Here is a 25,321-nt window from a genome sequence, read left to right as displayed (position 1 = left end):
GCCAACGGTCACGACGGTCAGGCGTCGACCGGGGACGGCGTGCTGAGGTGCTGACGGGCGAACGCCAGCGCCTCGCGTAGATCCGCCTCGCGGACCTGTCGGCTCTTCGCGCCCCGGGTGGTCACCTCCACCGCCACCGAGCCGGTGAAGCCCCGCCCGGCCAGCGAACGCAGCAGCTCGGCGCAGGGCTGGTTGCCGCGTCCCGGCACCAGATGCTCGTCGCGGCCCTCGCCGGTGCCGTCACCGAGGTGCACGTGCGCCAGACCGTCGCCCATCCGGTCGGCCATCGCCAACGCGTCGGTGTGCGAGGCCGCGCAGTGCGACAGGTCGAGCGTGTACGAGGCGTAACCGGCCTCGGTGGGATCCCAACCGGGCACGTACGGGACGAACTGGCGGCCGGCCATCCGTACCGGGTACATGTTCTCCACCGCGAACCGCAGGCCACCGAACTCGCCGGCCACCCGGTCGAGCCCCTCGGCGAAGCCTCGCGCGTACTCCCGCTGCCAGGTGAACGGCGGGTGCACCACGACGGTCGGCGCCTCCAGCGTCTCGGCCAGCACCGCTGCCCGCCGCAGCCGCTCCCACGGGTCGGGGCTCCACACCCGCTGCGTGACCAGCAGGCACGGAGCGTGCACGGAAAGCACCGGCACCCCGTAGTGATCGGAAAGTCCGCGCAGCGCGCCCGCGTCCTGGCTGACCGCGTCGGTCCACACCATCACCTCAAGGCCGTCGTAGCCGTGCGTCGCGGCCAGCTGAAACGCCGCCGCGGTCCGCTCAGGGAAGACCGAGGAACTGGACAGGAGCACCGGGACACGGGAAGTCACACCACCGAGGGTAGCCGCCGTGCGGTTCGAACACCCTGACGAGAGTTCGTGAACCGGGCAGCGAGGACGACGGGGATCACACCGGAGCGAGTCGATCCATCCGGCTGAGGATCACGCCCTCCCGCAGTGCCCACGGACACACGTCCACGGAGTCCACGCCGAGTCGACGCATCACCGACTCGGCGACCACGGCGCCGGCCAGCAGTTGGTGGGCGCGCCCGGCGCTGACCCCCTCCAACCCGACCAGTTGGACGGGTGGGATGTGCCGGATGAAGCCGAGCACCTGCCGCAGGCCGGACCGGGTGAGTCGACGTCGGGCCCAGAGCCCGGCCCCGCTGGGTGCCGCACCGGCCAGTCGGGCCAGCGTACGAAAGGTCTTGGAGGTGGCCACCGGCCGTTCCCAACCCACCTCGGTCATCCGCTCGACCACCGGATCGAGGTGGGCGTCGACGTACTGCCGCAGCCCCTCCACCGTCTCCGGTGCGGGCGGGACGGTGCTCTCCGGATCCACCCCGAGCCGGTCCCGGGTCAGCCGACCGGCTCCCAGGGGCAGCGACACCGCGACGTCCGGGTTCTCGTCGATACCGGCCGCGATCTCCAGCGAGCCGCCACCGATGTCCAGCACCAGCAGCCGCCCGGCGGACCAGCCGAACCACCGGCGGACCGCGAGGAAGGTCATCCGCGCCTCGTCGGCGCCGGAGAGCACTTCCAGCCGTACACCGGTGGAGTTCCGTACCCGGGTCAGGACGTCGGCCGCGTTGGTGGCGTCACGCACCGCGGAGGTGGCGAAGGCGATCAGGTCGTCGACCTCCAGACCGGCGGCCGACGCACGCGCCGCCTCCACCGCCTTGACCAGGGCGTCCGCGCCGGCCTCGCGGAGCGCGCCGTCCGGTCCGATCTGCTCGGCGAGGCGCAGGACAGCCTTCTCCGAATGCGCCGGCCACGGGTGTGCGCCGCGGTGGGCGTCGACCACCAGCAGGTGCACCGTGTTGGAACCGACGTCGAGGACACCCAGTCGCATGGGGAAACCCTAGGCCCATCCGGTTCGCGCCACTCGGCGACCTACCCGCCACACCACGCGTACGCTGGCCGGGTGACAGGGCAGATCGAACTCCGCGTGCTGGTGGACGACCCGGCCGACCCGCGCAGCCGGGAGGTGCCCCTCGACTTCCCCCGGGAGTGGGTCGAGTTCGTCGACCCGGCGGACGAGCAGCATCTGATCCGGGCCGACCTCACCTGGTTGCTGTCCCGGTGGACGTGCATCTTCGGCCGGGGCTGCCACGGCATCATCGCCGGCCGGTCGGCCGACGGCTGCTGCTCGCACGGCGCGTTCTTCACCGACTCCGACGACGAGTCGCGGGTACGGGCCGCGGTGAAGCGACTGACCCCGCAGACCTGGCAGCACTATCGGCGCGGGTTCAAGAACTGGACCGAGAACGACACCGTCGACGGGAAGAACCCGGCCCGGCGGACCGCCACCCAGGACGCCGACGGGCCCTGCGTCTTCCTCAACGACGCGGACTTCCCGGGCGGGGGCGGCTGCGCGCTGCATGCCCAGGCGCTGCGCGACGGGGCACATCCGCTGGAGTACAAGCCGGACGTGTGCTGGCAGCTGCCGATCCGCCGTGATCAGGAGTGGGTGAAGCGGCCGGACAACACCAAGGTGCTGGTGTCCACGCTGGCCGAGTTCGACCGGCGCGGGTGGGGCGCAGGCGGGCACGACCTCGACTGGTGGTGCACCTCGTCCACCGACGCGCACGTCGGTGCCGACCCGATGTACCTGTCGTACGCCCCGGAGTTGACCGCGCTCATCGGCGAGCCGGCGTACGCCAGGCTGGCCGAGCTGTGCGCGGCACGGACCCGGCAGGGCCTCGTCGCCCCGCACCCGGCCGACGGTGTCTGACGCGGAGCCCGCGTGCCGGTCACTGACCGGGCACGTCAGAGTAAGTCATCCGTCACGCTGGGTAGGCCGATGCGCCATTACCCAACGCGACCACGCCAAGCCAGTGACAGATCGTCACCAGCGATGGCAGTCACGAGCCGGTGCGGCTCGGCCCGATCAGGGTTCGAACTTGTAGCCGAGACCGCGCACCGTGACGATGTGGCGCGGAGTGGACGGCTCCGGCTCGATCTTGGAGCGCAGCCGCTTGACGTGCACGTCGAGCGTCTTCGTGTCGCCGACGTAGTCGGCGCCCCAGACGCGGTCGATCAACTGCCCCCGGGTGAGCACCCGACCCGCGTTGCGCAGCAGCAACTCGAGCAACTCGAACTCCTTGAGCGGCAGCTGCACCGCGCCGCCGTCCACGGTCACCACGTGCCGCTCGATGTCCATCCGGACCGGACCGGCGGCGAGCGTCGGCGCGCCCGACTCGGGTGCCTCCGGGCTCTGCCGGCGCAGCACCGCGCGGATCCGGGCGACCAGTTCCCGGGGGGAGTACGGCTTGGTCACGTAGTCGTCGGCCCCGATCTCCAGGCCGACCACCTTGTCGATCTCACTGTCCCGAGCGGTGACCATGATGATCGGCACGTGCGAGCGCTGGCGCAGCTGCCGGCAGACCTCGGTACCGGACATCTCCGGCAACATCAGGTCGAGCAGGACGATGTCGGCACCGGTCCGGTCGAACTCGGTGAGAGCCGAGGTTCCCGTGGCGGCCACGGAGACCTCGAACCCCTCCTTGCGGAGCATGTACGACAGCGCGTCCGAGAACGACTCCTCGTCCTCGACCACCAGAACGCGACTCAACGGCGTTTCCTTTCATCGGTCGGACCGGACGGCGCCCGGCCAGATCCAGGTGCGGTTCAGACCTGCCGGAGCTCGGCCGGCCCGGCCTCGATCCCAGCAGGCGGCAGTGTCGCCAGCAGGTCGTCCGGCGGGCGGGCGGGCAGCCGGAGGGTGAACGTCGACCCACCACCAAGAGTGCTCGCCACCTCCACCCGGCCGCCATGGTTGCTCGCGATGTGCTTGACGATCGCCAGCCCGAGGCCGGTGCCGCCGGTTGCCCGCGAGCGCGCCTGATCGGCCCGGTAGAACCGCTCGAAGATGCGGTCGACGTCGGTGGGGGCGATGCCGATGCCCTGGTCGGTGACCGCGATCTCCACCTGCTCTCCGGCGGCCCGGGCGGCGATGCGTACCGTCGTGTCCTCGCCGGAGTAGTTGAGGGCGTTCTCCACCAGATTCGCCACCGCGGTGGCGAGTTGGTTGTCGCTGCCGTACACGGTCAGGCCCCGCTCCGCTTCGACGGTCACCTCGATCCGGCGGGCGGCGGCGGCGGTCCGGGTGCGATCGATCACCTCGGAGATCACCCATTCCACCTCGACCGGCTCGGGAGCCGGCTGCGGTTCGGCGCCCTGGAGTCGGGTCAACTCCAGCAGTTCCTGCACCAGCCGACCCAACCGGGTCGACTCGTGCTGGATGCGTTCGGCGAACCGCCGGGCGGCGACCAGGTCCTCGGAGAGATCCGGGCGCCCCTCGTCGGCCGGCTCGGTGGCGTCCAGCAGTGCCTCGGCGAGCAGCTGCAACGCGCCGATCGGGGTCTTCAGCTCGTGACTGACGTTGGCCACGAAGTCTCGGCGCACCCGGGCCAACCGGTGCGACTCGGTCACGTCGGCCGCCTCCACCGCGATGTAGCCGTTGCCCAGCCCCATCGCTCGCAGGTGCACACCGAGCGGGTTCTCCCCGGCGTTGTCGCGGCCTCGGGGCAGGTCGAGCTCGATCTCGCGCCGCACGCCGGTGCGCCGGACCTGCCCCGCCAGGGTACGAATCAGCGGATGCGCCATGATCGAGCCCGGCCGCCCACCGGTCCGCAGCAGTCCCATCGCCCGCGCCGCCGGATTGACAAGTACGGGCACATCGTCCGCGTCGAGCACCACGACCCCCGCCCGCAGCGAATCGATCGCGCGGCGGCCGAGCCCGACCTGCACTTCGTCAACGATCGCGAGCCTCCCCTTGCCGAACCGGGACAACCACAGGCCGGCGACGACCCCGATCACCAGGGCCGCAGCCACACCCACCGTCACCGCCCACATCACTCAGCGATCGTATGGTCATTGTTAACCTGGCTATCGCTCAGAACAGGACGAAGCACTCTCACTTCCGGGAAAGTTCACTCGCGCGTCCGGCGTAGTTCATCAGCGTTCACCCCCGATCCGCCCGGGAGTCATAACTTAGCGGCGTACCAGCGCAAATGCCGCCGGCGGGCTCGCCGGCACCGACGGACAGGACGTGACAATGCGCGACGAGTTCCGGGCCGAACTTGAGGCCGTCAGCCAACTGCTTGTCGAGATGGCCGAGGGAGTTCGGGCGGCACTGCGGCAGGCGACCCGGGCCCTGCTCACCGCCGACCGCCGGGCTGCCGAGTCCGTGATCGAGCGAGACGCGGAGATCGACGGGCTGTACCGCCAGGTGGAGGAGCGCGTCTGTGACGTGCTGGCCCGCCAGGCACCGGTCGCCTCCGACCTACGCGCCATGATCACTGCGCTGCACGTGGCCGCCGATCTGGAGCGGATGGGCGACCTGGCCGACCACGTGGCCAAGACCGCGCGGCGGCGACACCCGTCGCCGGCCGTTCCGGCGGAACTGCGCCCGGTCTTCACGGACATGGCGGGCATCGCCGACCGGATGGCCGGGAAGATCGCCTCGGTGCTGGCCCACCCTGACGCCGATCTCGCCGCGGAGTTGGACCGCGACGACGACGCCATGGACGAGCTGCACAAGGGGTTGTTCGAAGTGCTGCTCGGCGCGGACTGGCCGTACGGGGTGGAGACCGCTATCGACGCCACTCTGCTCGGTCGCTTCTACGAGCGCTTCGCCGACCACGCGGTCAACAGCGCCGAACACGTGGTCTACCTGATCACCGGCGAACCGGTCACCTCCCCCTGAGCGCGGCGGGGGGCCCCGGCCAGCGCCGGGGCCCTCGGTCCGTCTCGACGTCCTCGGTCGGCTCAGCGGCCCTGGTTGGCGACGGCGGCGGCGGCCTCCTTGGCGGCCTCCGGGTCGAGGTAGGTGCCGCCCAACGTCTGCGGACGCAGCAGCGGGTCCAGGTCGTAGCGCAGCGGAATTCCGGTGGGGATGTTGAGCTTCGCGATGGCCTCGTCACCGATCTGGTCCAGGTGCTTGACCAGCGCCCGCAACGAGTTGCCGTGCGCGGCCACCAGCACCGTACGGCCGGCCAGGATGTCCGGCACGATCGAGTCGTACCAGTACGGCAGCATCCGCTCGACGACGTCCTTCAGGCACTCGGTACGCGGCATCAGCTCGGTCGGCAGCAGCGCGTAGCGCGGATCACCAACCTGCGACCACTCGTCGTCGTCCTCGATCGGCGGCGGCGGGGTGTCGTACGACCGGCGCCAGAGCATGAACTGCTCCTCGCCGTACTCATCCAGGGTCTGCTTCTTGTTCTTGCCCTGCAACGCCCCGTAGTGGCGCTCGTTCAGCCGCCACGACCGACGCACCGCGATCCAGTGCCGGTCGGCAGCGTTCAGCGCCAACTCGGCGGTCCGGATGGCGCGGCGCATCACGCTGGTGTGCACCACGTCCGGCAACAGGCCGTGCTCGCGCAGCAGCTCGCCGCCGCGGCGCGCCTCGTCCTCGCCCTTCGCGGTCAGGTCGACGTCGACCCAGCCGGTGAAGAGGTTCTTGGCGTTCCAGTCGCTCTCGCCGTGCCGCAGCAGGACCAGCGTCCCGACGGTGGGCCCCTCGCTAGCTGTCATGCCGATCATCCTGCCGCAACCCGCAATGACCCGCGCGAGGAGGGTGGTGACGACCACCACGTGGAAATGCGGGTGACCTTGATTCCGGCACGCCACTAGGTTGGCAAGGATCAATTAGATCACCATGCATTACGAAACGGGGGCGCGGGCGTGCGCGCGATGCGGGGTTGGTTCCGGGACACCACAGGCGGGCTACCGAGGACCTTCTGGTACCTCTGGACGGGCACGCTGATCAATCGACTCGGCTCGTTCGTCCTGGTCTTCCTCGCCATCTACCTGACCCAGGAACGCGGCTTCTCCGCCGCGCAGGCCGGGCTGGTGCTCGGCGCGTGGGGCGTCGGCGGTGCGGTCGGCACCACCGCCGGCGGCACCCTGACCGACCGATGGGGTCGCCGACCGACCCTGCTCACCGCCCACCTCGGCGCCGCGACCATGATGCTCGCCCTGGGCTTCGCCCGCGACCTGTGGACCGTCGCGGCGGGCGCGTTGCTGCTCGGTCTCTTCGCCGAGGCGGCTCGCCCCGCGTTCGGCGCCATGATGATCGACGTGGTGCCGGAGCGGGACCGGCTGCGTGCCTTCTCGCTCAACTACTGGGCGATCAACCTCGGTTTCGCCTGCGCCGCCGTGCTCGCCGGGTTCGCCGCGCAGGCCGGCTACCTGCTGCTCTTCGTGGTCAATGCGACCACCACGGTGGCCACCGCGCTGATCATCTTCTTGAAGGTCGGGGAAACCCGGACGGTCACCGTCGGCATGCCGCGCGGCGGCGTCTCGGCCGGCGCCCTGCGGAGCATCCTGACCGACCGGGTCTTCCTCGGCTTCGTCGCGCTGAACCTCCTCGGGGCGCTGGTCTTCCTTCAGCACATCTCGATGCTGCCGATCGCGATGGCCGACTCCGGCCTGAGCCCCGCCACGTACGGATCGGTGATCGCGCTCAACGGCGTGCTGATCGTGGCAGGCCAGCTCTTCGTGCCCCGGCTGATCAAGGGGCGCAACCGCTCACACGTGCTCGCCCTGGCCGCGGTGGTGATGGGCGTGGGCTTCGGGCTGACCGCGTTCGCCGAGGTCGCCTGGTTCTACGGGCTGACGGTGCTGATCTGGACCCTCGGCGAGATGCTCAACTCGCCGTCCAACGCCACCCTCATCGCCGAACTCTCTCCCGCCGAGCTGCGTGGTCGCTACCAGGGCGTCTTCTCGCTCTCCTGGCAGCTGGCCGGAGCGGCGGCGCCGATCCTCGGCGGCCTGGTGCGGGAGCAGGCCGGCAACGCGGCCCTCTGGGCCGGCTGTGCAGCGATCGGCCTGGTCATGGCGGTGGGCCACCTGCTCTCCGGACCCGCGCGGGAACGGCGTGCCCTCGTGTTGCGTACCGCCGGCGCCGCACCGGTGGTGACGGTGCAGTCGACCGCACCGCAGCCCGCCGCACCGCAGGCGGCCGAGCCGGTGGCCACCTCCCGGGGGTGAACCCCGCCACCCCGAGTCTCTCCCGCCGACCGGCCCGGGCAATATCTGTTAGGTGTCCGAACAGATTGGAAAGGTCGCGGTGCCGGCCGAGCAGCAGCCCGAGCCGCCACCGACCGGGGCACTTCGTCGCTGGCTGACCGACACCGCGGGTGGCCTGCCCGCGACCTTCTGGTACCTCTGGGCCGGCCTGCTGATCAACCGGGCCGGCGCCTTCGCGATGCTCTTCCTGTCGCTCTACCTGACCGCCGCCCGGGGTGCCAGCGAGGCGCTGGCCGGAGTGGTGGTTGGTGGGTTCGGCGCGGGTGGTGCGGTCGGAGTCCTGCTCGGTGGGGTGCTGGCCGACCGGTGGGGTCGACGCTCGACCCTGGTGGCAGCTCACCTGGCCACCGCCGCCCTGATGGTCGCGCTGGCTCTCAGCCATCACCTGGGCGTGATCGCGACGCTCGCCCTGCTGGTCGGGGTGACGCACTCGATGCCGAGCCCGGCCTTCGTCGCCGCGATCGTCGACGTGGTACCGGAGCATCGTCGGTCCCGCGCCTTCAACCTGCAGTTCTGGGCGTTCAACCTCGGCATGGCCGTCGCGTCGCTGCTGGCCGGGCTGCTGGCCGAGGCGAGCTACGTGGCCCTCTTCCTGGTCGACGCGGTCGCCACGGTGGCGACCGCCGCGCTGATCGCCTGGAAGGTTCCGGAGACGCTGGCCTGCCAACAGATGCGGGCGAGTCCGGCCGCTGGCGCCCGGCACCCGCGTCGCCCCGGACTGCACACCGCGTTGACCGATCGACACTTCCTGATCTTCGTCGGGCTGACCTTCGTACTCGCCGTCATGACCATGCAGGCGTCGACGATCATGCCGTTGGCCATGCGTGCCGACGGGTTGGGGCCGTCGTCGTACGGCGCGGTGGTGGCCATCGGCGGCGTCCTGATCGTGCTCGGGCAGTTACTCGTACCCCGGCTCATCGACCGCCACCGGAAGGCCCACGTGCTGGCCCTGTCGACGGCGCTGCTCGCCGTCGGCTTCAGCGCACTCGCCGTCTCCGACGACCTCGTGTTCTACCTGGGCGCCTGCCTGATCTGGACGGCCGGCTCGATGTTGGCCGCGCCACCCAACGCACAGATCAACGCGGACCTGGCCCCACCGGCGCTGCGGGCCCGCTACCAGTCGGTGTTCTACCTGGCCTTCCCGGCGGCGTCGTTCCTCGCGCCGACGCTCGGCGGCTTCAGCCTGCAACGGTGGGGCGACGGGCACTGGCTGCTGGTCGGCGCGCTGGGTCTGCTGGCCGCCGGTGCGCACCTGCTCGCCGGGCCAGCACGGGAGCGACACGTGGCCACCCTCCGGCATCAGGGCGAACGGGCCGAGCCGTCGCTGGCCGGGCGTTCCTGAGCGCACGAGTAATGCCCGGCACGAAATCGTGCCGGGCATTTCACGTCGTACGACCGGCGGCGGCGGGCGGCACTCACCCCCGTAAGCGACGCCCGCTCGCGCCGCCGGTCCAAACAGGTGGGCCACCGTCCCCCAACGGTGTCGGTCCACCTGTCCCCCGCGTCTCACCCGGCTGCACAGATCTGATCGATCCGCCGCTCCCCCGAACGGTACCGAGCATGACGCGGTGCAATAAAGTTAGTGCGGCCCGACCTCGCGATTCAACCTGAGCAGCTGTCTCGCCCGTCACAGCGCGATCCCTTCGAGACGGCGCTTAGGCCCTCGGTCAAGGCCAACTGCGGGTACCCGAGCACTATTCCCGCAAACCTCAGCCGTCCTCCCGATCGGGTGATTCGGTCCGGAAAAAGTTGCTCTGCCGGCCGTCCCGCATCTGCTCCTGATAGATCAGGTTCAGCCGACGCAGGTCAAAGGTGTGAAACCACTGGTCCCAGGTGATCTCGCGGATCCGACTGCTCTCCCGGTAACCCGGCATGTTGAACGTCAGCACCCCGGCCCGACCCGCACGCTCGGTACCGCTGATCGTCGCCGGCTTGGCGCCCCGCTCCCGCGCCCACCGTCGAATGACGTCATGGTTGGTGGTGACCAGACTGCGGCCGGGGCGCTCCGGCCGATCCTGGAGCGAGGAGATCAGCTGCGACGATCGGACCGACCGCGACGTCGACCGACCGGTCCGAGCCGCGCCGCCACGGGCCGGTCGCGCCTCGGCCGGACGGCGGGTGGGTGCCGCCTTACCGGCGCGGGTGGCCGTCGTGCCGCTCGTGGCCGATTTGCGCGTCCGGCCGGAAGCCGCCTGTTTCGTGCCGGACGCCTTCGTGGCGCCGGCCCGTCCGGCCGGACCGCTGCTGCGACGCCCGGCGCCACTGGATCGCAGCGTCTTCGCCAGTGTCTTCACCAGCTCCGGCTTACGCAGGGCCGAGATGCCGGAGACCCCGTGTCGCCGCAGCTGCCCCCGAATGTCGTCCACCCGCATGCGGGAGATCTCCGACTCGGAGATCCGTGGCGTATTCGGGGACTGGTTGCCACCCTGCCGCCTGGTCCTGGTCGCGGTCCCGCCGCGACCCGAGCTGCTTCGCTGAGCCATGGATGCTCACGCTCCTCGCCACTCGCCGTCTCGGCGCGGCGGGTCCCAACGCCGCACCGCGCGCCGCGGCTTACCCGTCAGGAGCGGTCCGAACCTCCGGCTGCCGTCAAGAGGCGTCCGAGTCCCCGGCGGCGGTCGGCGGAGCCGACCGGGTGACCTCCGAGGGATCGAACATATGTGCGAAGGCGGCCAGGTTGGCGGTCGACTCACCACGCTTCACCCGCCACTCCCACTCACGGCGGATCGAGCTGCCGAAGCCGATCTCCAGCATCGTGTCGAAGGACTCGTCGGCGTAGGTCAGTACCGCGCCGAGCAGCCGGTCCAACTCGTCGGCATCCACAGCGTCCGGATTGACTCGACCGGTGAGGTAGACGTCGCCGACCGCGTCGATGGAGAACGACACGGCGTACATCTTGGCGTTGCGCTGCAACAACCAGGCCCACAGCTCCTCGCGCCGCTCGTCCGGCTGACGCATCACGAACGCCTCGATCCGCAGCGCGTGCTCACCGACGATCAGGTTGCAGATCGTCTTGAGCTTGCGCGTACCGGGCAGGGTCACCGCGTACGACCCCGGGCCGGTGGACTCGCAGGCGATTTCCCGCTCCGCGCAGACGGACTCGACAAGTGCACCGAGGTCGCTCATCCGGACAACTCTACGGCGATCATCACCGCGTCGCCCGGCTGCCGGGCAGTCACGGTGCAGGTCCGCACCGCCGGGCGACTTCGGTGCGGCGCCGGGTGGGGCGACGCCGCGCCTCCCCGTGGGGACCGGGCCGGAGCGCCTGGCCCGGTCCCACGGTCAGCAGCAGGAGGCGGTGAGTGCGGCGGTCAGGCCGGCCCGGTGGTCGGCGATCGCCTTACCGTAGACGCTGAGCAGGCCGGCGGCCGTGCGATGCCAGGAGAAGGCCCGGGCATGCTGGGCGGCACCGACGGACATTTCCGCCCGTCGGGCCCGGTCGGGCAACAGGCGGGCCAGCGTACCCGCCCAGTCCGCCGGGTCGTGTCCGTCCACCAGCACCCCGCTGACCTGGTCACGCACCGCGGTGACCAGTCCGCCGACGGCGGCGGCCACCACGGGCGTACCGCAGGCCTGGGCCTCCAGCGCGACCAGGCCGAAGGATTCGTTGTACGACGGCACCGCGACCAGGTCGGCCGCCTGGTAGAGGAGGGGCAGTTCCGCTCCGGTGCGCGGCGGCAGGAAGTGCACCCGGTCGGTGACGCCGAGTGAGGCGGCCAGCTCGATAAGCGCGGTGGGCCGGTCCAGCCCGGTGCCGCTGGGGCCGCCGCAGATCACCACCGCCACCTCGCGGGCCAGATCGGGATCCCGCGCACGGAGGGCGGCGATCGCGCGGATGAGGACGTCGGGTGCTTTCAGCGGCTGGATCCGCCCGACGAAGGCGACCAGATGACCACGGGTCGGCAGGCCGAGCCGAACCCGTGCGGCCGTGGTCGCCACGTCCCGGTCGCCGACGGCGGGACGGAACCGCTCCAGATCCACCCCAGGCTCGACCACCGTGACCCGGGTTGGGTCGGCGTCGTACCGGCCGATCAGATCCCGCGCCTCGACCCGGGTGTTCGCCACCAACCGGTCCGCCTCCGCGACCACCTGTTCCTCACCGATGACCCGGGCCTTCGGCTCCGGCCGGTCACCGGTGGCGAGCTGCGCGTTCTTCACCTTGGCGAGGGTGTGCGCGGTGTGCACCAGCGGTACCCCCCAACGGTCCTTGGCCAGCCAGCCGACCTGCCCGGAGAGCCAGTAGTGGGAGTGGATGAGGTCGTAGTGGCCCGGCGGGCGGGCCGCCTCGGCGCGCAGTACACCCGCGGTGAACGCGCAGAGCTGGCCGGGCAGTTCCTCCTTGGTCAGGCCCTCCAGCGGGCCGGCCATCACGTGCCGAACGTGCACCCCGGGGGCCACCTCCACCACCGGCGGCAGGTCGCCCGAGGTGGCCCGGGTGAAGATCTCGACCTCGACGTTGGCCTCGGCCAGTCGCCGGGAGACCTCCAGGATGTAGACGTTCATGCCGCCCGCGTCCCCGGTGCCCGGCTGGTGCAACGGTGAGGTGTGTACCGACAAGGTCGCGATCCGCCGGGGTCGCGGCCACGGCAGGGCACCTCGCTGACGACCGACACCGGTGTGCTCTTCCGCCACGTCCGCTCCCTTTGCCACGGTTGATGCCGTCCCCGCACGACCGGCGCTCCTGCGTCAACACTCCACGCCGAATGCCATCTTCCCGATCGGCGACGGGTAATACGTCAGGCAGGCCTTCGGGCGTGACCGACCTCATGGCGACCGTGCCGCCCGCCGCCGTCCGGTGGCAGGGGGTGAGAATGGCCGGATGAGTCGTGTCGCGATCGTCACCGGAGCATCCAGCGGGATCGGCGCCGCCACCGCGCGGCGGCTCGCCAGCGAGGATTTCCACGTGCTCGCCGCGGCACGGCGTACCGACCGGCTGGTCGAACTGGTCGCGGAGATCACCGCAGCCGGTGGTTCCGCCACCGCGGTGAGCTGTGACGTCACCTCCGACGAGTCGGTGGCCGACCTCGCCCGGGCCGCGCAGCAGGCCGGCGGGCCGGTGACCCTCCTGGTGAACAACGCGGGCGGAGCACGTGGGCTGGATCCGGTGGAGTCCGGCGCGATCGGTGACTGGCAGTGGATGTACGACGTGAACGTGCTCGGCACGCTGCGGGTCACCCAGGCGCTGTTGCCAGCGCTGCAGGGTTCGGGTTGCGGCACCATCGTCGTCGTCTCGTCGACCGCCGGCTTCACCGTCTACGAGGGTGGCGGCGGCTACACCGCGGCGAAGCACGCGCAGACCGCGATCGCGGGCACGTTACGGCTGGAGTTGTGCGGGCGCCCGGTGCGGGTGATCGAGATCGACCCGGGCATGGTGAAGACCGACGAGTTCTCGTTGACCCGCTTCGGCGGGGACGTCGAGCGGGCGGAGGCGGTCTATGCCGGTGTCGCCGAGCCGCTGCTCGCCGAGGACGTCGCCGACTGTATAGCCTGGTGCGCCACCAGACCGCAGCACGTGAACGTGGACCGTCTCGTGGTCCGGCCGCTGGCCCAGGCCGCCCAGCACAAGGTGCACCGGACGGGCTGACGGTGGTGCCGGCGTCCCGGCCGCTCGGCGCGGCGACCCGGGGGACCACGCATCCCAACCGGCTCCGCCGGGTCGACAACTGGATCGTGGATACCTGTGCCGATCCGCTGCGCGCCGCACCGGACCCGCTGGTGGTGGACCTCGGCTACGGCGCGACCCCGGTGACCGCGGTGGAGCTGCGGGCCCGGCTCGCCGCCCGGGTCCGCGCGGACGTGCGGGTGGTCGGGCTGGAGATCGATCCGGTACGCGTCGCCGATGCGCAGCCCGCCGCCGATCCACCCGGGCTCAGCTTCGCCCGTGGCGGCTTCGAGCTGGCCGGTCTGCGTCCCACTCTGGTCCGCGCGTTCAACCTGCTGCGCCAGTACGACGAGGGCGAGGTGGCCGACGCGTGGGCCACGATGTGCGCCGGGCTCGCGTCGGGCGGGCTGCTGGTGGAGGGGACCTGTGACGAGCTGGGACGCCTCGGCGGGTGGGTGCTGCTCGATGCCGCCGGACCGCGCTCGCTGACCCTGGCCGCCCGGCTGACGACGCTGGGCAGTCCGGCCGAGTTGGCAGAGCGGCTGCCGAAGGCGCTGATCCACCGCAACGTACCGGGCGAGCGGATCCACGACCTGATCCGGGCCCTGGACGACGCCTGGCGTGCCGCCGCCGGCTACGCCCCCTTTGGTCCCCGCCAACGTTGGTTGCACACCGTGTCGGCCGTCCGCGCCCAGGGCTGGCCCGTCCTCGACCGCCCCCGACACTGGCGCCACGGCCGCCTCACCGTCCCCTGGCCCACCGTGGCCCCCACCCGTCTGCCGCGTCGATCATGAAGTTGTCGCCCCGGGCAGGGGCTTGCCGGAGACAACAACCTCGTGATCGACGGGAACCACGGGCGAGAGTGTTAGAGGGCGCAGTTGACGAGGACCGGTTCGGGGTGGAGGGTTACGCCGAAGCGGGACTGGACGCCGTCGCGGATCTCGCGGGCCAGGGTGAGCAGGGCCCGGGTGCTGGCGGTGCCGGTGGGGTTGGTCAGGGCGAGGGTGTGCTTGGTGGAGATGGCGGTGCCCTCGGGGCCGGGATGCCCCTTGCCGAAACCGGCCTTGTCGATCAGCCAGGCGGCGCTGACCTTGACCAGGTCGTCGGCACCGGGCCAGGCCGGCGGCTCACCCAGCCCGGTGGCCCGCTGCCGCAACTGTTCGTAAGCCGCGGCGTCGAGGACCGGGTTGGTGAAGAACGAGCCGACGGAGCGGGTGTCGGGGTCGCCCGCGTCGAGCACCATGCCCTTGCCCGCACGCAGCCTCAGCACCGTGGACCGGGCCTGGGCCAGCGGCACCCGGTCACCGACCTCGACGCCGAGCGCCCGGGCGAGTTCCGCGTAGCGCACCGGGCCGGACAGCGGCGAGCGGGCCAGCCGGAAGTCCACCGAGAGCACCACCCAGCGCTCGTTGTACTTGAAGATGCTGGACCGGTAGGCGAAGCCGCAGTCGGCGGCCTCGATCTGCCCGACGGCGCCGGCCGTCCGGTCGTAGACCTGCACGGCGGTGATGGTCTCGGCGACCTCCTGCCCGTACGCCCCGACGTTCTGGATCGGCGTGGCGCCGGTCGAGCCGGGGATGCCGGACAGGCACTCCAGCCCCGACCAGCCGTTGCGTACGGTCGCGGCGACCAGATCGTCCCACGGCTCGCCGGCCTCGACCCGTACGGTCACGGTCTGCTCGTCCTCGGTAATCACCCGTAGCCCCCGGGAGCGGACGAGGACCACCGTGCCGGGGAAGCCCCCGTCCCCGATCACCAGGTTGCTACCGCCGGCGATCAGGAGAATCTCGGCGTTCGCCTCGCGTACCCGGCTGACGATCTCGTCGGCGGTGGTGGCGCTGACCACTCGGGCGGCGGGTCCACCCAGGCACAATGTCGTGTATTGCGCCAGATCGTCCGTGCTCGCGGGTTGCGCGGCGGCTGTCGGCTGGGCGTAGACGTCAGACACGCCTCTCACCCTAGGCTGAGGGGTAGCCGTGGCACCCACTGGTGGCCCGGTCACCCCCGGGAGGATGGCAATGAGCAGATTGCACGGCACCAAGGATTTCTGGATCGGCGCGCTCCGGGCGGAGGGCCCGGCGTTCGCCGCCGCGGTGGCCGAGGCGCCACCCGAGACACCTGTGCTGTCCTGCCTCGGTTGGACCGTGACGGACCTGACCCGCCATCTCGCCGGCGTCTACCGGTGGGTGCATGCCGTGGCCGGCTCGGGCGATCCGTCGGCGCCGCAGCAGCGCCGGCCACAGCCGGTCGAGCCGGCGGCGGGCGTCACCGCCGTGCAGCAGTGGCAGCAGGCGTACGACGAGCTGATGGCGCTCTTCGACTCCCTCGACCCGGAGGCGCCGGCCTGGAACTGGGCTCCGCAGCCGAAGAAGGCGGGCTTCTGGCCGCGCCGGATGGCCCACGAGACGGCGGTGCACCGCTGGGACGCCCAACTCGCCATCGCCGCGGGTGAGCCGGTCGAGGCGAAGCTCGCGGCCGACGGGGTGAGCGAGGTACTGGACACCTGGCTGCCGGCGGGCCGGCGCAAGTCGGGCGGCCCGTGGGCGGGCGTGGTCCGGTTGACCGCCACTGACGCGGACCAGGAATGGTATCTGCGGCTGCGCGGCGAGGGGGTGGCCCTGCTCGACACCGGCACCATCCTCGATCACGACGACCACCACGCCCGGGTTCAGGTCACCGGCACCGCCAGCGACCTGCTGCTGGCGCTCTGGGGGCGAGTCAGCTTCGACACCCTGACCGTCTCCGGTGACCGCACCCTGCTCGACGGAGTACGCACCGGCTGATCCCGATTCCCTCCCAACCTCGTTGATCATGAGGTTGGCGGCAGAGTCGATCTCCACCGTCGCCGCCAACCTCATGATCAATCGGCGTAGGTGGACGGTGGGACGGGCGTGTGGCCATTTTGTGACGGGTGCTGAGAGAGCGCTCTCTTGACATCGGTCCAGAGCGGACCGCAGGCTACGAGAGAGCGCTCTCAGAACCTTTCACCACCACCCCGACCTGAGAGGGGTCACCAGACAATGGGCACATTCCCGCGTCACCGCCTCGCGGCGGTCGCCCTGGCCGCCACCGGCGTCCTGCTCGTCACCAGCGGCTGCGGCGGCGAAGACGAAGCCGCCGGGGACGGCAAGATAACGCTCACCGTCGACGTCTTCGGGCAGTTCGGCTACGAGCAGCTCTACCAGCAGTACATGGACGCCAACCCGAACATCAAGATCGTCGAGCGGGGCACCGGCGGCAACCTCGACGAGTACTCGCCCAAGCTGACCCAGTGGCTCGCCGCGGGCAAGGGGGCCGGCGACGTGGTGGCCATCGAAGAGGGCCTGATGGTCGAGTACAAGGCCAACCCGGACAACTTCGTGAACCTGCTCGACCACGGTGCCGCCGACCTCAAGGGCAACTTCCTGGAGTGGAAGTGGAACCAGGGGCTCACCGCCGACGGTCAGAAGCTGATCGGGCTCGGCACCGACGTGGGCGGCATGGCCATGTGCTACCGCACCGACCTGTTCGAGAAGGCGGACCTACCGACCGACCGGGAGCAGGTCTCCGCGCTCTGGCCGACCTGGGAGGACTACATCGCCACCGGTGAGAAGTTCAAGACCGCCGACACCGGCGCGTCGTTCCTGGACGCGGCCACCAACACCTTCAACACCATCGTGCTCCAGACGGCCGGCAACGCGCAGGGCTACCACTACTACGACACCAGCGACAACCTGGTGGTGGACACCAACCCGGCGGTCAAGCAGGCCTGGGACATCACCATGAACATCGTCGACGCCGGCCTGTCCGGCAAGTACGGCTCCTGGTCCGAGGAGTGGGTCTCCGCCTTCAAGCAGGCCAAGTTCGCCACCATCGCCTGCCCCGCCTGGATGACCGGCGTGATCGAGGGCAACGCCGGGCCGGAGGCCAAGGGCAAGTGGGACATCGCCCGGGTGCCGGGCAACGGCGGCAACTGGGGCGGCTCGCACCTGGCCGTACCGCAACAGAGCAAGCACCAGGACGAGGCAATCAAGCTGGTCAAGTTCCTGACCAGCGCCGAGGGCCAAATCGGCGCCTTCAAGGCCAAGGGTCCGCTGCCGTCCTCGCCGCAGGCGCTCGACGACTCCGCCATCACCGAAGCCACCAACGCGTACTTCTCCGACGCACCGGTCGGCAAGATCTTCGGCGAGGGCGCGAAGACCCTGAAGCCGGTCTACATGGGCCCGAAGAACCAGGCCGTCCGCACCGAGGTGGAGAACGCGGTCCGCACCGTCGAGCTGGGCCAGCGCAGCCCGGACCAGGGCTGGCAGGACGCGGTCGGCAACGCCAAGAAGGCCGCCGCCAAGTAACCGGCCCGACGGCCCCATTCCCCGCCGCCGGTCCAGGGTCCGCCGCGTATCGACGCGTACGGCGGGCTCGCCCTGGGCCGGCGCGGGGCGGGGGGCGTGGAAAGGAGTCAACGGGTCATGGCGTTGCAGCTCGACGCGCGACCGCCGGCCAGACCGGCGCCGCGGGGCACCCGCCCGTCCCGGGCCGGCCGGCTGAGCCGGATCGACGCGAAGTACTCGCCCTATCTCTACATCGCCCCGTTCTTCGTGATCTTCGCGATCTTCGGGGCCTGGCCGTTGGGGTACACCTTCTGGGTATCCCTGCACGACTGGGACCTGCTCGGCAGCAATCCCACGTTCGTCGGCACGGACAACTACACCCGGCTGCTGGCGGACAGCGACTTCTGGCACTCGGTGGTCAACACCCTCGGCATCTTCGTCATCAGCACGGTCCCCCAACTGCTCGTCGCACTCTGGCTGGCGAACCTGCTCAACCGGCAACTCCGGATGCGTACCGGTTGGCGGATGGCGGTGCTGGTGCCCAACGTCACCTCCACGGCCGCCGTGGCGATCGTGTTCGGGGTGCTGTTCGGCCGCGAGTTCGGCATGGTCAACTGGCTGCTCGACCTGATCGGCGTCGACGGCATCGAGTGGAAGTCCAACCGGTTCGCCTCCTGGGTGGCCATCTCCACCATGGTCGACTGGCGCTGGACCGGCTACAACGCGCTGATCTTCCTGGCCGCCATGCAGGCCATCCCCCGTGACCTCTACGAGGCGGCGGCGATCGACGGCGCGAACCGGGCCCGGCAGTTCTGGGCCATCACCGTGCCGCTGCTCAAGCCGACGATCATCTTCTGCGTCATCATCTCCACCATCGGCGGGCTGCAACTGTTCACCGAGCCCCGGCTGTTCCACTCCGGCACCAACGCGATCCGGGGTGGGCCGATGCGCGAGTCGCAGACGATGACCATGTACATGTTCGAGAACGCCTTCGCGCCGTACTACAACTTCGGCTACGGGTCCGCTGTCGCCTGGCTGCTCTTCGCCCTGATCGCCGTCGTCGCGGCGATCAACGTACTGATCATCCGCCGGCTCGGCGCCGGCGCCCGGCCGGACACCGGCAAGCGGAAGGGAGGTTCGCGATGAGCGAGCGCAGCGAGGTGGCGCGATGAGCCGGTTGTGGCGGGCGAGCCCGCTCACCTACTTCGCACTCGTCGCCGCCGGGGTCCTGTCGGTCTTCCCGATCTACTGGATGTTCGTGGTGGCCAGCCGGTCCAGCGACGCGATGGGCCAGCTGCCACCGCCGGTGAGCCCCGGCGGCAACCTGGGGGCGAACATCTCCCGGCTGTTCGGCAACACCGACGCCTACTTCCTGACCGGCCTGATCAACTCGGCGATCGTCGCGATCACCGTCACCGTCTCCGTGGTGTTCTTCTCCACCCTCGCCGGGTTCGCCTTCGCCAAGCTGCGGTTCCGGGGCAGCAACGCACTGCTGATGACCATCATTGCCACGATGATGGTGCCCACCCAACTGGGCGTCATCCCGTTGTACATCCTGATGACGAAGCTGAACCTGAACGACCGGCTGCCGGCCGTGATCATGCCCGCCCTGGTCACCGGATTCGGGGTGTTCATGATGCGGCAGTACGCCGGGCAGGCGGTCAGCAGCGAGCTGATCGAGGCCGCCCGGGTGGACGGATGCGGCACCGCCCGCATCTACTGGAACGTGGTGGTGCCGGCACTGCGGCCGGCCGCCGCCGTGCTCGGCCTGCTCACCTTCATGACCACCTGGAACGACTTCCTCTGGCCGTACGCGGTGCTCAACGACCCGGAGAATCCCACCGTGCAGCTATCGTTGCGGGCCCTGTCTGACGGCTACTACCAGGACATGTCCCAGGTCTTCACCGGCACGGCCATCGCCACGCTGCCCCTGCTGCTGGTATTCGTCCTGTTCGGCCGCCAGATCATCGGCGGGATCATGGAAGGTGCGGTCAAGGCGTGACTGAGTTGAGATTTCCGGACAACTTTGTCTGGGGTGCGGCCACTGCGGCGTACCAGATCGAGGGGGCGACCCGCGACGACGGGCGCGGCGAGTCGATCTGGGACACCTTCAGCCGTACGCCGGGCAAGGTGCACGCCGGCCACACCGGTGACGTCGCCTGCGACCACTACCACCGGTACGCCGACGACGTCGCGATGATGGCGGAGCTGGGGTTGCAGGCGTACCGCTTCTCGGTGTCCTGGCCCCGCATCCAGCCCGACGGCAGCGGCCCGGTCAACCCGCGTGGCCTGGACTTCTACGACCGACTGACGGACGCGCTGCTGGGCCGGGGCATCGATCCGATCGTCACGCTCTACCACTGGGACCTGCCGCAGACATTGCAGGACCGCGGCGGTTGGACCAGCCGGGACACCGCCGAGCACTTCGCCACCTACGCCGCCGCGTTGTACGCCCGCCTGGGCGACCGGGTCGGCACCTGGACCACGCTCAACGAGCCATGGTGCTCGGCGTACCTCGGCTACGGCAACGGCGTGCACGCCCCCGGGGTACAGGAACCGGGCGCGGCCTTCCGCGCCGTACACCACCTGCTGCTGGCGCACGGCCTGGCGAACCAGGCGTTGCGCGCGGCCGGTGCCGGCCGGGTCGGGGTCACGCTCAATCCCGCCGACGTGCGCCCCGCCGACCCGGACAGCGCCGCCGACGCCGCCGCCGTACGCCTGGTCGACGGTCTGCACAACCGGATCTTCCTCGATCCGCTGCTGGTCGGCGGCTACCCGGTCGACGTCCGGGAGCATGTCGCGCGGTTCGTCGAACCCACCTTCGTCCAGGACGACGACGAGAAGATCATCGCGGCGCCGATCGACCTGCTCGGGATCAATTACTACGCGCCGACCTACGTCGCCGGCCGGCCGGACGGTGCCGGTGGCGGCGGGGCATACCCCGGCACCGAGGGGCAGGTGCAGTTCCTGGCACCGGTCGGGCCGCTCACCGACATGGGCTGGATGATCGAACCGGCCGGACTGACCCGGCTGCTGGAGCGCATCGCCACCGACTACCCGGCGGTGCCGCTGCTGATCACCGAGAACGGTGCGGCTTTTCCGGACAAGACCGCCGACCCGACGACCCCCCTCCACGACTCGGACCGGATCGCCTACCTGGACGGCCACCTGCGGGCCGCGCACGAGGCCATCGCCCGGGGCGTCGACCTGCGCGGCTATCTCGTATGGTCATTGCTTGACAACTTCGAGTGGGCCGAGGGGTACCGTAAGCGATTCGGCATCGTGCACGTCGACTACCTCACTCAGCGGCGTACACCGAAGTCCAGCGCCCGGTGGTACCAGGAGGTGATCTCCCGGAACGGGCTGTGACGAGGTGGTGGTTTCTCCGATGACGGGGGCACAGCGGCCCACTCTGGAGGCGGTGGCACGACGGGCCGGTGTGTCCCGGGCAACCGTTTCCCGGGTGGTCAACGGCTCGACCACGGTCGCCGAGCCGATCCAGGAGGCGGTCCGCCAGGCGGTCGCCGAGCTGGGGTACGTGCCGAACCTGGCCGCACGCACCCTCGTCACCCAGCGGACCGACTCGATCGCCCTGGTGATGCCGGAGGAGGCCACCCGGGTCTTCTCCGACGACCAGGTCTTCCCGGGGATCATCCGGGGCGCCGCGCAGGAGTTGGAGGCCGCGGACAAACAGCTGGTGCTGATGCTGGCCGGGTCGCCGGCCGGGCATGAACGGGTCGCCCGGTACACCACCGGCCGGCACGTCGACGGGGTGCTCTTCGCCTCGCTGCACGGGGCCGATCCGCTGCCCGCCCGGCTGGCCGCGCTGGGCATCCCGGTGGTCTGCAGCGGCCGACCGCTCGACGGGGCGGACGTGCCGTACATCGACGTCGACCAGGTCGGTGGGGTCACCCGCGCGGTACGGCACCTGATCGACGGCGGCCGACGGCGCATCGCCACCATCGCCGGCCCGCAGGACATGGTCGCCGGCATCGAGCGGCTGGCCGGGTACCGGGACACCGTCGCCACCGCCGGGCTGCCCGAGATGGTGGCCGTCGGCGACTTCACCCGCGAGTCCGGAGCCGCGGCGATGCGCGAGCTGCTCGCCGCCCACCCCGATCTGGACGCCGTCTTCGCCGCGTCGGACCTGATGGCGCACGCCGCCCTGCGGACGCTGCGCGAGGCGGGGCGGCGGGTGCCCGAGGATGTGGCGGTGATCGGCTTCGACGACATCGAGACCGCCGCGTACACCGATCCGCCGCTGACCACCGTCCGGCAACCGATAGTGGAGCTGGGCCGGCAGGGCACCCGGTTGCTGCTCCGTCTCGCCGCCGACGAACAGGTGGAGCCGGCGCTCATCCTGCCCACCGAGCTGATCATCCGCGAATCCGCCTGAGCCACGTCGGCGCCCCCGACGCCCCGGAGCTGCGCGGACTGTGATGTTCGGCATTGCGTCCTTATTACGCCTCACGGCCCATTGACGGGGCGGGCCTTTCTCAGCAGGGCGCCGAGACTCCCGATCACCGCCCGACCGGCCGTCGATCCCGCCCGGACCGGGCACGTCCGGCATTGTCTGCATTGATATCCGGTATGTACCGTGGGCGCGTCACGCACAGTGGTTCGTGGCTCGATCCGTGGGGGAGTCGAACGGTGCCCACCGAAACGCCGTTGGATGCGGCCGATCCGAGTCGTCGCATTCTCGGCGGCGTACCAGATCGCTCGACCCGCACCTGGCAATTGGTGGGAGTATCCATCCTGGCCGGCGTGATCACACTGACCGCGATCGCGGTCCCCTGGCTGCTCGCCCCGGACGACAACCGGCAGGACGAGGCCGCGGCCCCGCCCGCGACGGGCAACCTGACCGTTGCCCCGCCGGCCTCCGTCGCCAGCACCTATCCGGCCTCGGCCGGGCCGACCACCCAGGTCACGGCAACGGCCGCCGAGCCGACCGCGCCGAGCAGCGGACCGACCCCGGACCGGTCGGTCGGGTCGGTGACGTCCGCACCGCCGCCGGTCGCGCCAGCGTCGCCACCGGTGTCATCGTCGGCCGCCATCCCCGCCCGCTCCGGCAAGGCGGCATCGTTCAGCCCGGTCAGCGTGGAGGCCGAGGATCCGGCCAACCTGCTCAGCGAAGGCGCCGGCATCGCCGCCTGCGCCGCCTGCGAGAGCGGCGCCCGGGTCCGCTACGTCGGCAGGCTCACCGTCTACCTGACCACGGCCACCGCCGGCAGCCGGACCATAACCGTCAGTTACACGGTCAAGGGGGACCGCACTATCAAGATCTCCGTGAACGGTGCCCCACCGACCGCGCACCACCTGACCGGGACCAACTGGGACGTCCCGCGCACCTTCCGGTACACCGCGATGGTCCCGGCGGGGCGGGTCAGCATGTCCTTCTACAACGACACCGGCCCGGCTCCGGACATCGACAAGATCACCATAAGCTGACTCCGCGCGGATGAGCCGATTCGTCGCGTACGTCGCGCTGTGCCGAGCCATGTTGCTCGGCAGGTTGGCGTTGACGCTGGCGGCGGTCGGCGTCGGTATCGGACTTGCCGACGATCCCTGGCAAGCGGGTGGCGCGCTGGTGCTCGTCGCCGTCACCACCTGCGTGCAGGTCACCGTGTTGGGTAGCTGGCCGAGCGTCATCCGATGGCGGTTGGGCTTTCTGGTCGTCGACGCTGCCGCCATGATCGCGGTACTGGTGGTCAGTCAGGGAAATGTGGCCTTCTTCTGCTATGCCGCCGGCTTCGCCGCGCTCACCGGCGCCCTGTTGGGGATCCGCGCACTACCCCTGTGGATCGCCGACGCCGGGCTCGGGCTCGCCGTGGCGACCCACCTGCTCCGGACCGACGGAACGGCGGACTCCATCGCGGCGCCGTTCGTACTGGCTTTTCCGATGATGAACATCGTCTGCGGGTACGGTGCGGCCGTGCTGACTGCGGCTCTGACCCGCTACCTCGACGCATCGATCGCAGCGGTCGCCGGTGCCTACCACTCGGCGGCGGCCTCCGAGCGGGCACGGTTGGCACGCGAATTGCACGACTCGGTCGCGAAGACGCTGCGCGGTGTTTCGTTCGCTGCCGTCGCCCTTCCCACTTTGCTCCGCCGCCAGCCCGACCTGGCCGAGGAACTCGCCAGCACCGTCTCCGCCGGAGCCGACACCGCAATCCGCGAGGCCCGCGAACTGCTCACCGGACTGCGCCGGGACGCACTCGACCGGCCGTTCCCGGAGCATCTGCGCCAGGTCTGCCGCGCCTGGACGGAGTGGAGCGAGGTGCCCACGCGACTCGATGTCAGTGCCATCGACGAGCCGACACCGGCGGTCAGGTACGAGATGACCCAGATCCTGGACGAGGCATTGGAGAACGTGGCCCGGCACGCGAAGGCGACCGTGGTCCACGTCGCCCTACGACAGCGGGAGGACCGAATGGTCCTGACCATCCAGGACGACGGTGTGGGCTTCGTCCCGCCAGACGAGTTGACCGCGTTGTCCACCCAGGGCAGTTTCGGGATCATCGGCATGGCCGAGCGCGCCCAGACGGTCGGCGGGGCCCTGCGGCTCGACTCACGCGAAGGAGCGGGCACCACGGTGGTGGTTCAGGCGCCACTGACGGTGACCGCCGGCTCCGCGGCTCGCCACGGCAGATGGTCATCATGATCGAAGTTATGATTGTCGATGACAATCCGATCGTCCGGATGGCCCTGCGCGGCTACCTCGCCAGCGCCGAGGATATGACGGTGGTCGGTGAGGCACCGGACGGACGGACCGCGGTGACCGTGGCCCGGCGGCTACGACCGGGCGTGACCCTGTTGGATCACCGGATGCCTATCGCCGACGGCCTCAGCGTGGTCAGCCAGCTCGCGCAATGCACTCGTGTCCTCGTCCTGACCAGCGACGACGCCGACGAGTTGATCGCCGGGATGCTGCGCGGCGGTGCCCACGGATACCTGGTGCACGGTGAGTTCGACCCGGCCGAACTGCTGCGTGCGGTGCGAGCGGTGGCCGCCGGCGAGGGCTGGCTGTCGGCGCGCGGCGCCTCCGTCACCATCTCCATGCTTCGCGAGCAGGCGGCCCGCGAGCAGCAGGACGCCGACCGCACAAAGGAGGCCCGGGCGCGGCGCGAGAAATTCGGCCTGACCCGGCGTGAGCAGGACGTGATGGCGCTGCTGTGCGCCGGGCACGCGAACGCGGAGATCGCCCGGCAACTGCTGCTGACGGAGAAGACGGTCAAGAACCATCTCGCGAACATCTTCACCAAGTTGCAGGCCACCAACCGAACCGAGGCGGTGGTGCGGTGGACGGGCCAGCAGTAGCCGGGCCACGCTACGCAGGGGGCGGCCACCCTGCCGAGCTGACGGCCCGAACGGATCGCGCCTGG

The 25,321-nt window shown here is 70.5% G+C and carries 24 protein-coding genes; 15 read left to right on the top strand and 9 right to left on the bottom strand.

What is annotated here, in order from left to right; translation table 11 throughout:
- Nucleotides 1-17: 17 nt before the first annotated feature.
- Together AC2CHE_RS18165 and AC2CHE_RS18160 are read right to left on the bottom strand one after the other, a co-directional pair.
- Nucleotides 18-824, bottom strand: a complete 807-nt coding sequence (locus tag AC2CHE_RS18165) for a sugar phosphate isomerase/epimerase family protein (protein WP_484506084.1) — start codon at nucleotides 822-824, stop codon at nucleotides 18-20.
- A gap of 76 nt (nucleotides 825-900) precedes the next feature.
- Entirely contained in the window at nucleotides 901-1,845 is a 945-nt protein-coding gene (locus tag AC2CHE_RS18160) for a Ppx/GppA phosphatase family protein (RefSeq protein WP_484506083.1), read from the bottom strand.
- Nucleotides 1,846-1,917: 72 nt separating this feature from the next.
- Here AC2CHE_RS18160 and AC2CHE_RS18155 point away from each other — a divergent pair, with 72 nt between their 5' ends.
- Nucleotides 1,918-2,727, top strand: a complete 810-nt coding sequence (locus AC2CHE_RS18155; protein WP_484506082.1) for a DUF3109 family protein — start codon at nucleotides 1,918-1,920, stop codon at nucleotides 2,725-2,727.
- A 156-nt stretch (nucleotides 2,728-2,883) separates the two neighbouring features.
- On the opposite strand, the gene AC2CHE_RS18150 is transcribed toward AC2CHE_RS18155, so the two are convergent.
- Nucleotides 2,884-3,567 carry a response regulator transcription factor gene (locus AC2CHE_RS18150; protein ID WP_093403456.1) on the bottom strand — a complete coding sequence of 228 codons (684 nt, stop codon included), beginning with the start codon at nucleotides 3,565-3,567 and terminating at the stop codon, nucleotides 2,884-2,886.
- A 56-nt stretch (nucleotides 3,568-3,623) separates the two neighbouring features.
- Complete coding sequence (locus tag AC2CHE_RS18145; RefSeq protein WP_484506081.1) at nucleotides 3,624-4,853, bottom strand: sensor histidine kinase; 1,230 nt, start codon at nucleotides 4,851-4,853, stop codon at nucleotides 3,624-3,626.
- Between the two features lie 199 nt (nucleotides 4,854-5,052).
- On the opposite strand from AC2CHE_RS18145, the gene phoU reads away from it, so the two are divergent.
- The gene (gene phoU / locus AC2CHE_RS18140; RefSeq protein ID WP_484506094.1) at nucleotides 5,053-5,703 is read left to right on the top strand and encodes a phosphate signaling complex protein PhoU; all 651 of its coding nucleotides are present in this window, start codon (nucleotides 5,053-5,055) and stop codon (nucleotides 5,701-5,703) included.
- Nucleotides 5,704-5,765: 62 nt separating this feature from the next.
- Here the strand turns inward: phoU and AC2CHE_RS18135 are convergent, their stop codons facing one another.
- Nucleotides 5,766-6,533 carry a phosphoglyceromutase gene (locus tag AC2CHE_RS18135; RefSeq protein ID WP_484506080.1) on the bottom strand — a complete coding sequence of 256 codons (768 nt, stop codon included), beginning with the start codon at nucleotides 6,531-6,533 and terminating at the stop codon, nucleotides 5,766-5,768.
- Between the two features lie 150 nt (nucleotides 6,534-6,683).
- On the opposite strand from AC2CHE_RS18135, the gene AC2CHE_RS18130 reads away from it, so the two are divergent.
- Nucleotides 6,684-7,991: an MDR family MFS transporter gene (locus tag AC2CHE_RS18130; protein ID WP_484506079.1), complete on the top strand. Its 1,308-nt coding sequence runs from the start codon at nucleotides 6,684-6,686 to the stop codon at nucleotides 7,989-7,991.
- Nucleotides 7,992-8,070: 79 nt separating this feature from the next.
- Nucleotides 8,071-9,372, top strand: coding sequence for an MFS transporter (locus AC2CHE_RS18125; protein ID WP_484506093.1), 1,302 nt, complete (start codon nucleotides 8,071-8,073; stop codon nucleotides 9,370-9,372).
- A 367-nt stretch (nucleotides 9,373-9,739) separates the two neighbouring features.
- Here the strand turns inward: AC2CHE_RS18125 and AC2CHE_RS18120 are convergent, their stop codons facing one another.
- From AC2CHE_RS18120 to mshA, 3 genes are all read right to left on the bottom strand, one after another.
- Nucleotides 9,740-10,513: a hypothetical protein gene (locus AC2CHE_RS18120; protein ID WP_484506078.1), complete on the bottom strand. Its 774-nt coding sequence runs from the start codon at nucleotides 10,511-10,513 to the stop codon at nucleotides 9,740-9,742.
- A gap of 106 nt (nucleotides 10,514-10,619) precedes the next feature.
- On the bottom strand, nucleotides 10,620-11,156 hold the full coding sequence (locus AC2CHE_RS18115) for a type III secretion system chaperone family protein (protein ID WP_484506077.1): 537 nt from the start codon (nucleotides 11,154-11,156) through the stop codon (nucleotides 10,620-10,622).
- 156 nt (nucleotides 11,157-11,312) lie between these two features.
- Entirely contained in the window at nucleotides 11,313-12,662 is a 1,350-nt protein-coding gene (gene mshA, locus AC2CHE_RS18110; protein WP_484506076.1) for a D-inositol-3-phosphate glycosyltransferase, read from the bottom strand.
- Between the two features lie 187 nt (nucleotides 12,663-12,849).
- On the opposite strand from mshA, the gene AC2CHE_RS18105 reads away from it, so the two are divergent.
- Together AC2CHE_RS18105 and AC2CHE_RS18100 are read left to right on the top strand one after the other, a co-directional pair.
- Nucleotides 12,850-13,614 carry an SDR family oxidoreductase gene (locus AC2CHE_RS18105; protein WP_484506075.1) on the top strand — a complete coding sequence of 255 codons (765 nt, stop codon included), beginning with the start codon at nucleotides 12,850-12,852 and terminating at the stop codon, nucleotides 13,612-13,614.
- Nucleotides 13,611-14,426: a class I SAM-dependent methyltransferase gene (locus AC2CHE_RS18100; RefSeq protein ID WP_484506092.1), complete on the top strand. Its 816-nt coding sequence runs from the start codon at nucleotides 13,611-13,613 to the stop codon at nucleotides 14,424-14,426. The genes AC2CHE_RS18105 and AC2CHE_RS18100 overlap by 4 nt, the downstream gene beginning before the upstream one ends.
- Before the next feature lie 71 nt (nucleotides 14,427-14,497).
- Here AC2CHE_RS18100 and AC2CHE_RS18095 read toward each other — a convergent pair whose 3' ends face one another.
- Nucleotides 14,498-15,580 (bottom strand): UDP-N-acetylmuramate dehydrogenase, encoded by a 1,083-nt coding sequence (locus AC2CHE_RS18095; RefSeq protein WP_484506074.1) that lies wholly within the window; start codon nucleotides 15,578-15,580, stop codon nucleotides 14,498-14,500.
- A 70-nt stretch (nucleotides 15,581-15,650) separates the two neighbouring features.
- On the opposite strand from AC2CHE_RS18095, the gene AC2CHE_RS18090 reads away from it, so the two are divergent.
- From AC2CHE_RS18090 to AC2CHE_RS18050, 9 genes are all read left to right on the top strand, one after another.
- The gene (locus AC2CHE_RS18090; RefSeq protein WP_484506073.1) at nucleotides 15,651-16,415 is read left to right on the top strand and encodes a maleylpyruvate isomerase family mycothiol-dependent enzyme; all 765 of its coding nucleotides are present in this window, start codon (nucleotides 15,651-15,653) and stop codon (nucleotides 16,413-16,415) included.
- Between the two features lie 237 nt (nucleotides 16,416-16,652).
- Nucleotides 16,653-17,960 carry an ABC transporter substrate-binding protein gene (locus tag AC2CHE_RS18085; protein ID WP_484506072.1) on the top strand — a complete coding sequence of 436 codons (1,308 nt, stop codon included), beginning with the start codon at nucleotides 16,653-16,655 and terminating at the stop codon, nucleotides 17,958-17,960.
- A 117-nt stretch (nucleotides 17,961-18,077) separates the two neighbouring features.
- Complete coding sequence (locus AC2CHE_RS18080) at nucleotides 18,078-19,085, top strand: carbohydrate ABC transporter permease (RefSeq protein ID WP_484506071.1); 1,008 nt, start codon at nucleotides 18,078-18,080, stop codon at nucleotides 19,083-19,085.
- A 22-nt stretch (nucleotides 19,086-19,107) separates the two neighbouring features.
- Nucleotides 19,108-19,941, top strand: a complete 834-nt coding sequence (locus tag AC2CHE_RS18075) for a carbohydrate ABC transporter permease (RefSeq protein WP_484506070.1) — start codon at nucleotides 19,108-19,110, stop codon at nucleotides 19,939-19,941.
- The gene (locus AC2CHE_RS18070) at nucleotides 19,938-21,308 is read left to right on the top strand and encodes a GH1 family beta-glucosidase (protein WP_484506069.1); all 1,371 of its coding nucleotides are present in this window, start codon (nucleotides 19,938-19,940) and stop codon (nucleotides 21,306-21,308) included. Before AC2CHE_RS18075 ends, AC2CHE_RS18070 begins: the two co-directional genes overlap by 4 nt.
- A gap of 19 nt (nucleotides 21,309-21,327) precedes the next feature.
- A complete protein-coding gene (locus AC2CHE_RS18065) occupies nucleotides 21,328-22,335 on the top strand; it encodes a LacI family DNA-binding transcriptional regulator (RefSeq protein WP_484506068.1) in 1,008 nt (335 codons plus the stop codon).
- A 368-nt stretch (nucleotides 22,336-22,703) separates the two neighbouring features.
- Nucleotides 22,704-23,387, top strand: a complete 684-nt coding sequence (locus tag AC2CHE_RS18060) for a carbohydrate-binding protein (protein ID WP_484506067.1) — start codon at nucleotides 22,704-22,706, stop codon at nucleotides 23,385-23,387.
- A 10-nt stretch (nucleotides 23,388-23,397) separates the two neighbouring features.
- A complete protein-coding gene (locus AC2CHE_RS18055) occupies nucleotides 23,398-24,600 on the top strand; it encodes a sensor histidine kinase (protein ID WP_484506066.1) in 1,203 nt (400 codons plus the stop codon).
- 8 nt (nucleotides 24,601-24,608) lie between these two features.
- Entirely contained in the window at nucleotides 24,609-25,256 is a 648-nt protein-coding gene (locus AC2CHE_RS18050) for a LuxR C-terminal-related transcriptional regulator (protein WP_484506065.1), read from the top strand.
- The last annotated feature ends 65 nt before the right edge of the window (nucleotides 25,257-25,321 follow it).

This window comes from Micromonospora sp. ATLC16 (assembly GCF_057196645.1).
The sequence above is the reverse complement of the archived record's forward strand: the minus strand, read 5'-3'. Positions and strand labels throughout refer to the sequence as shown.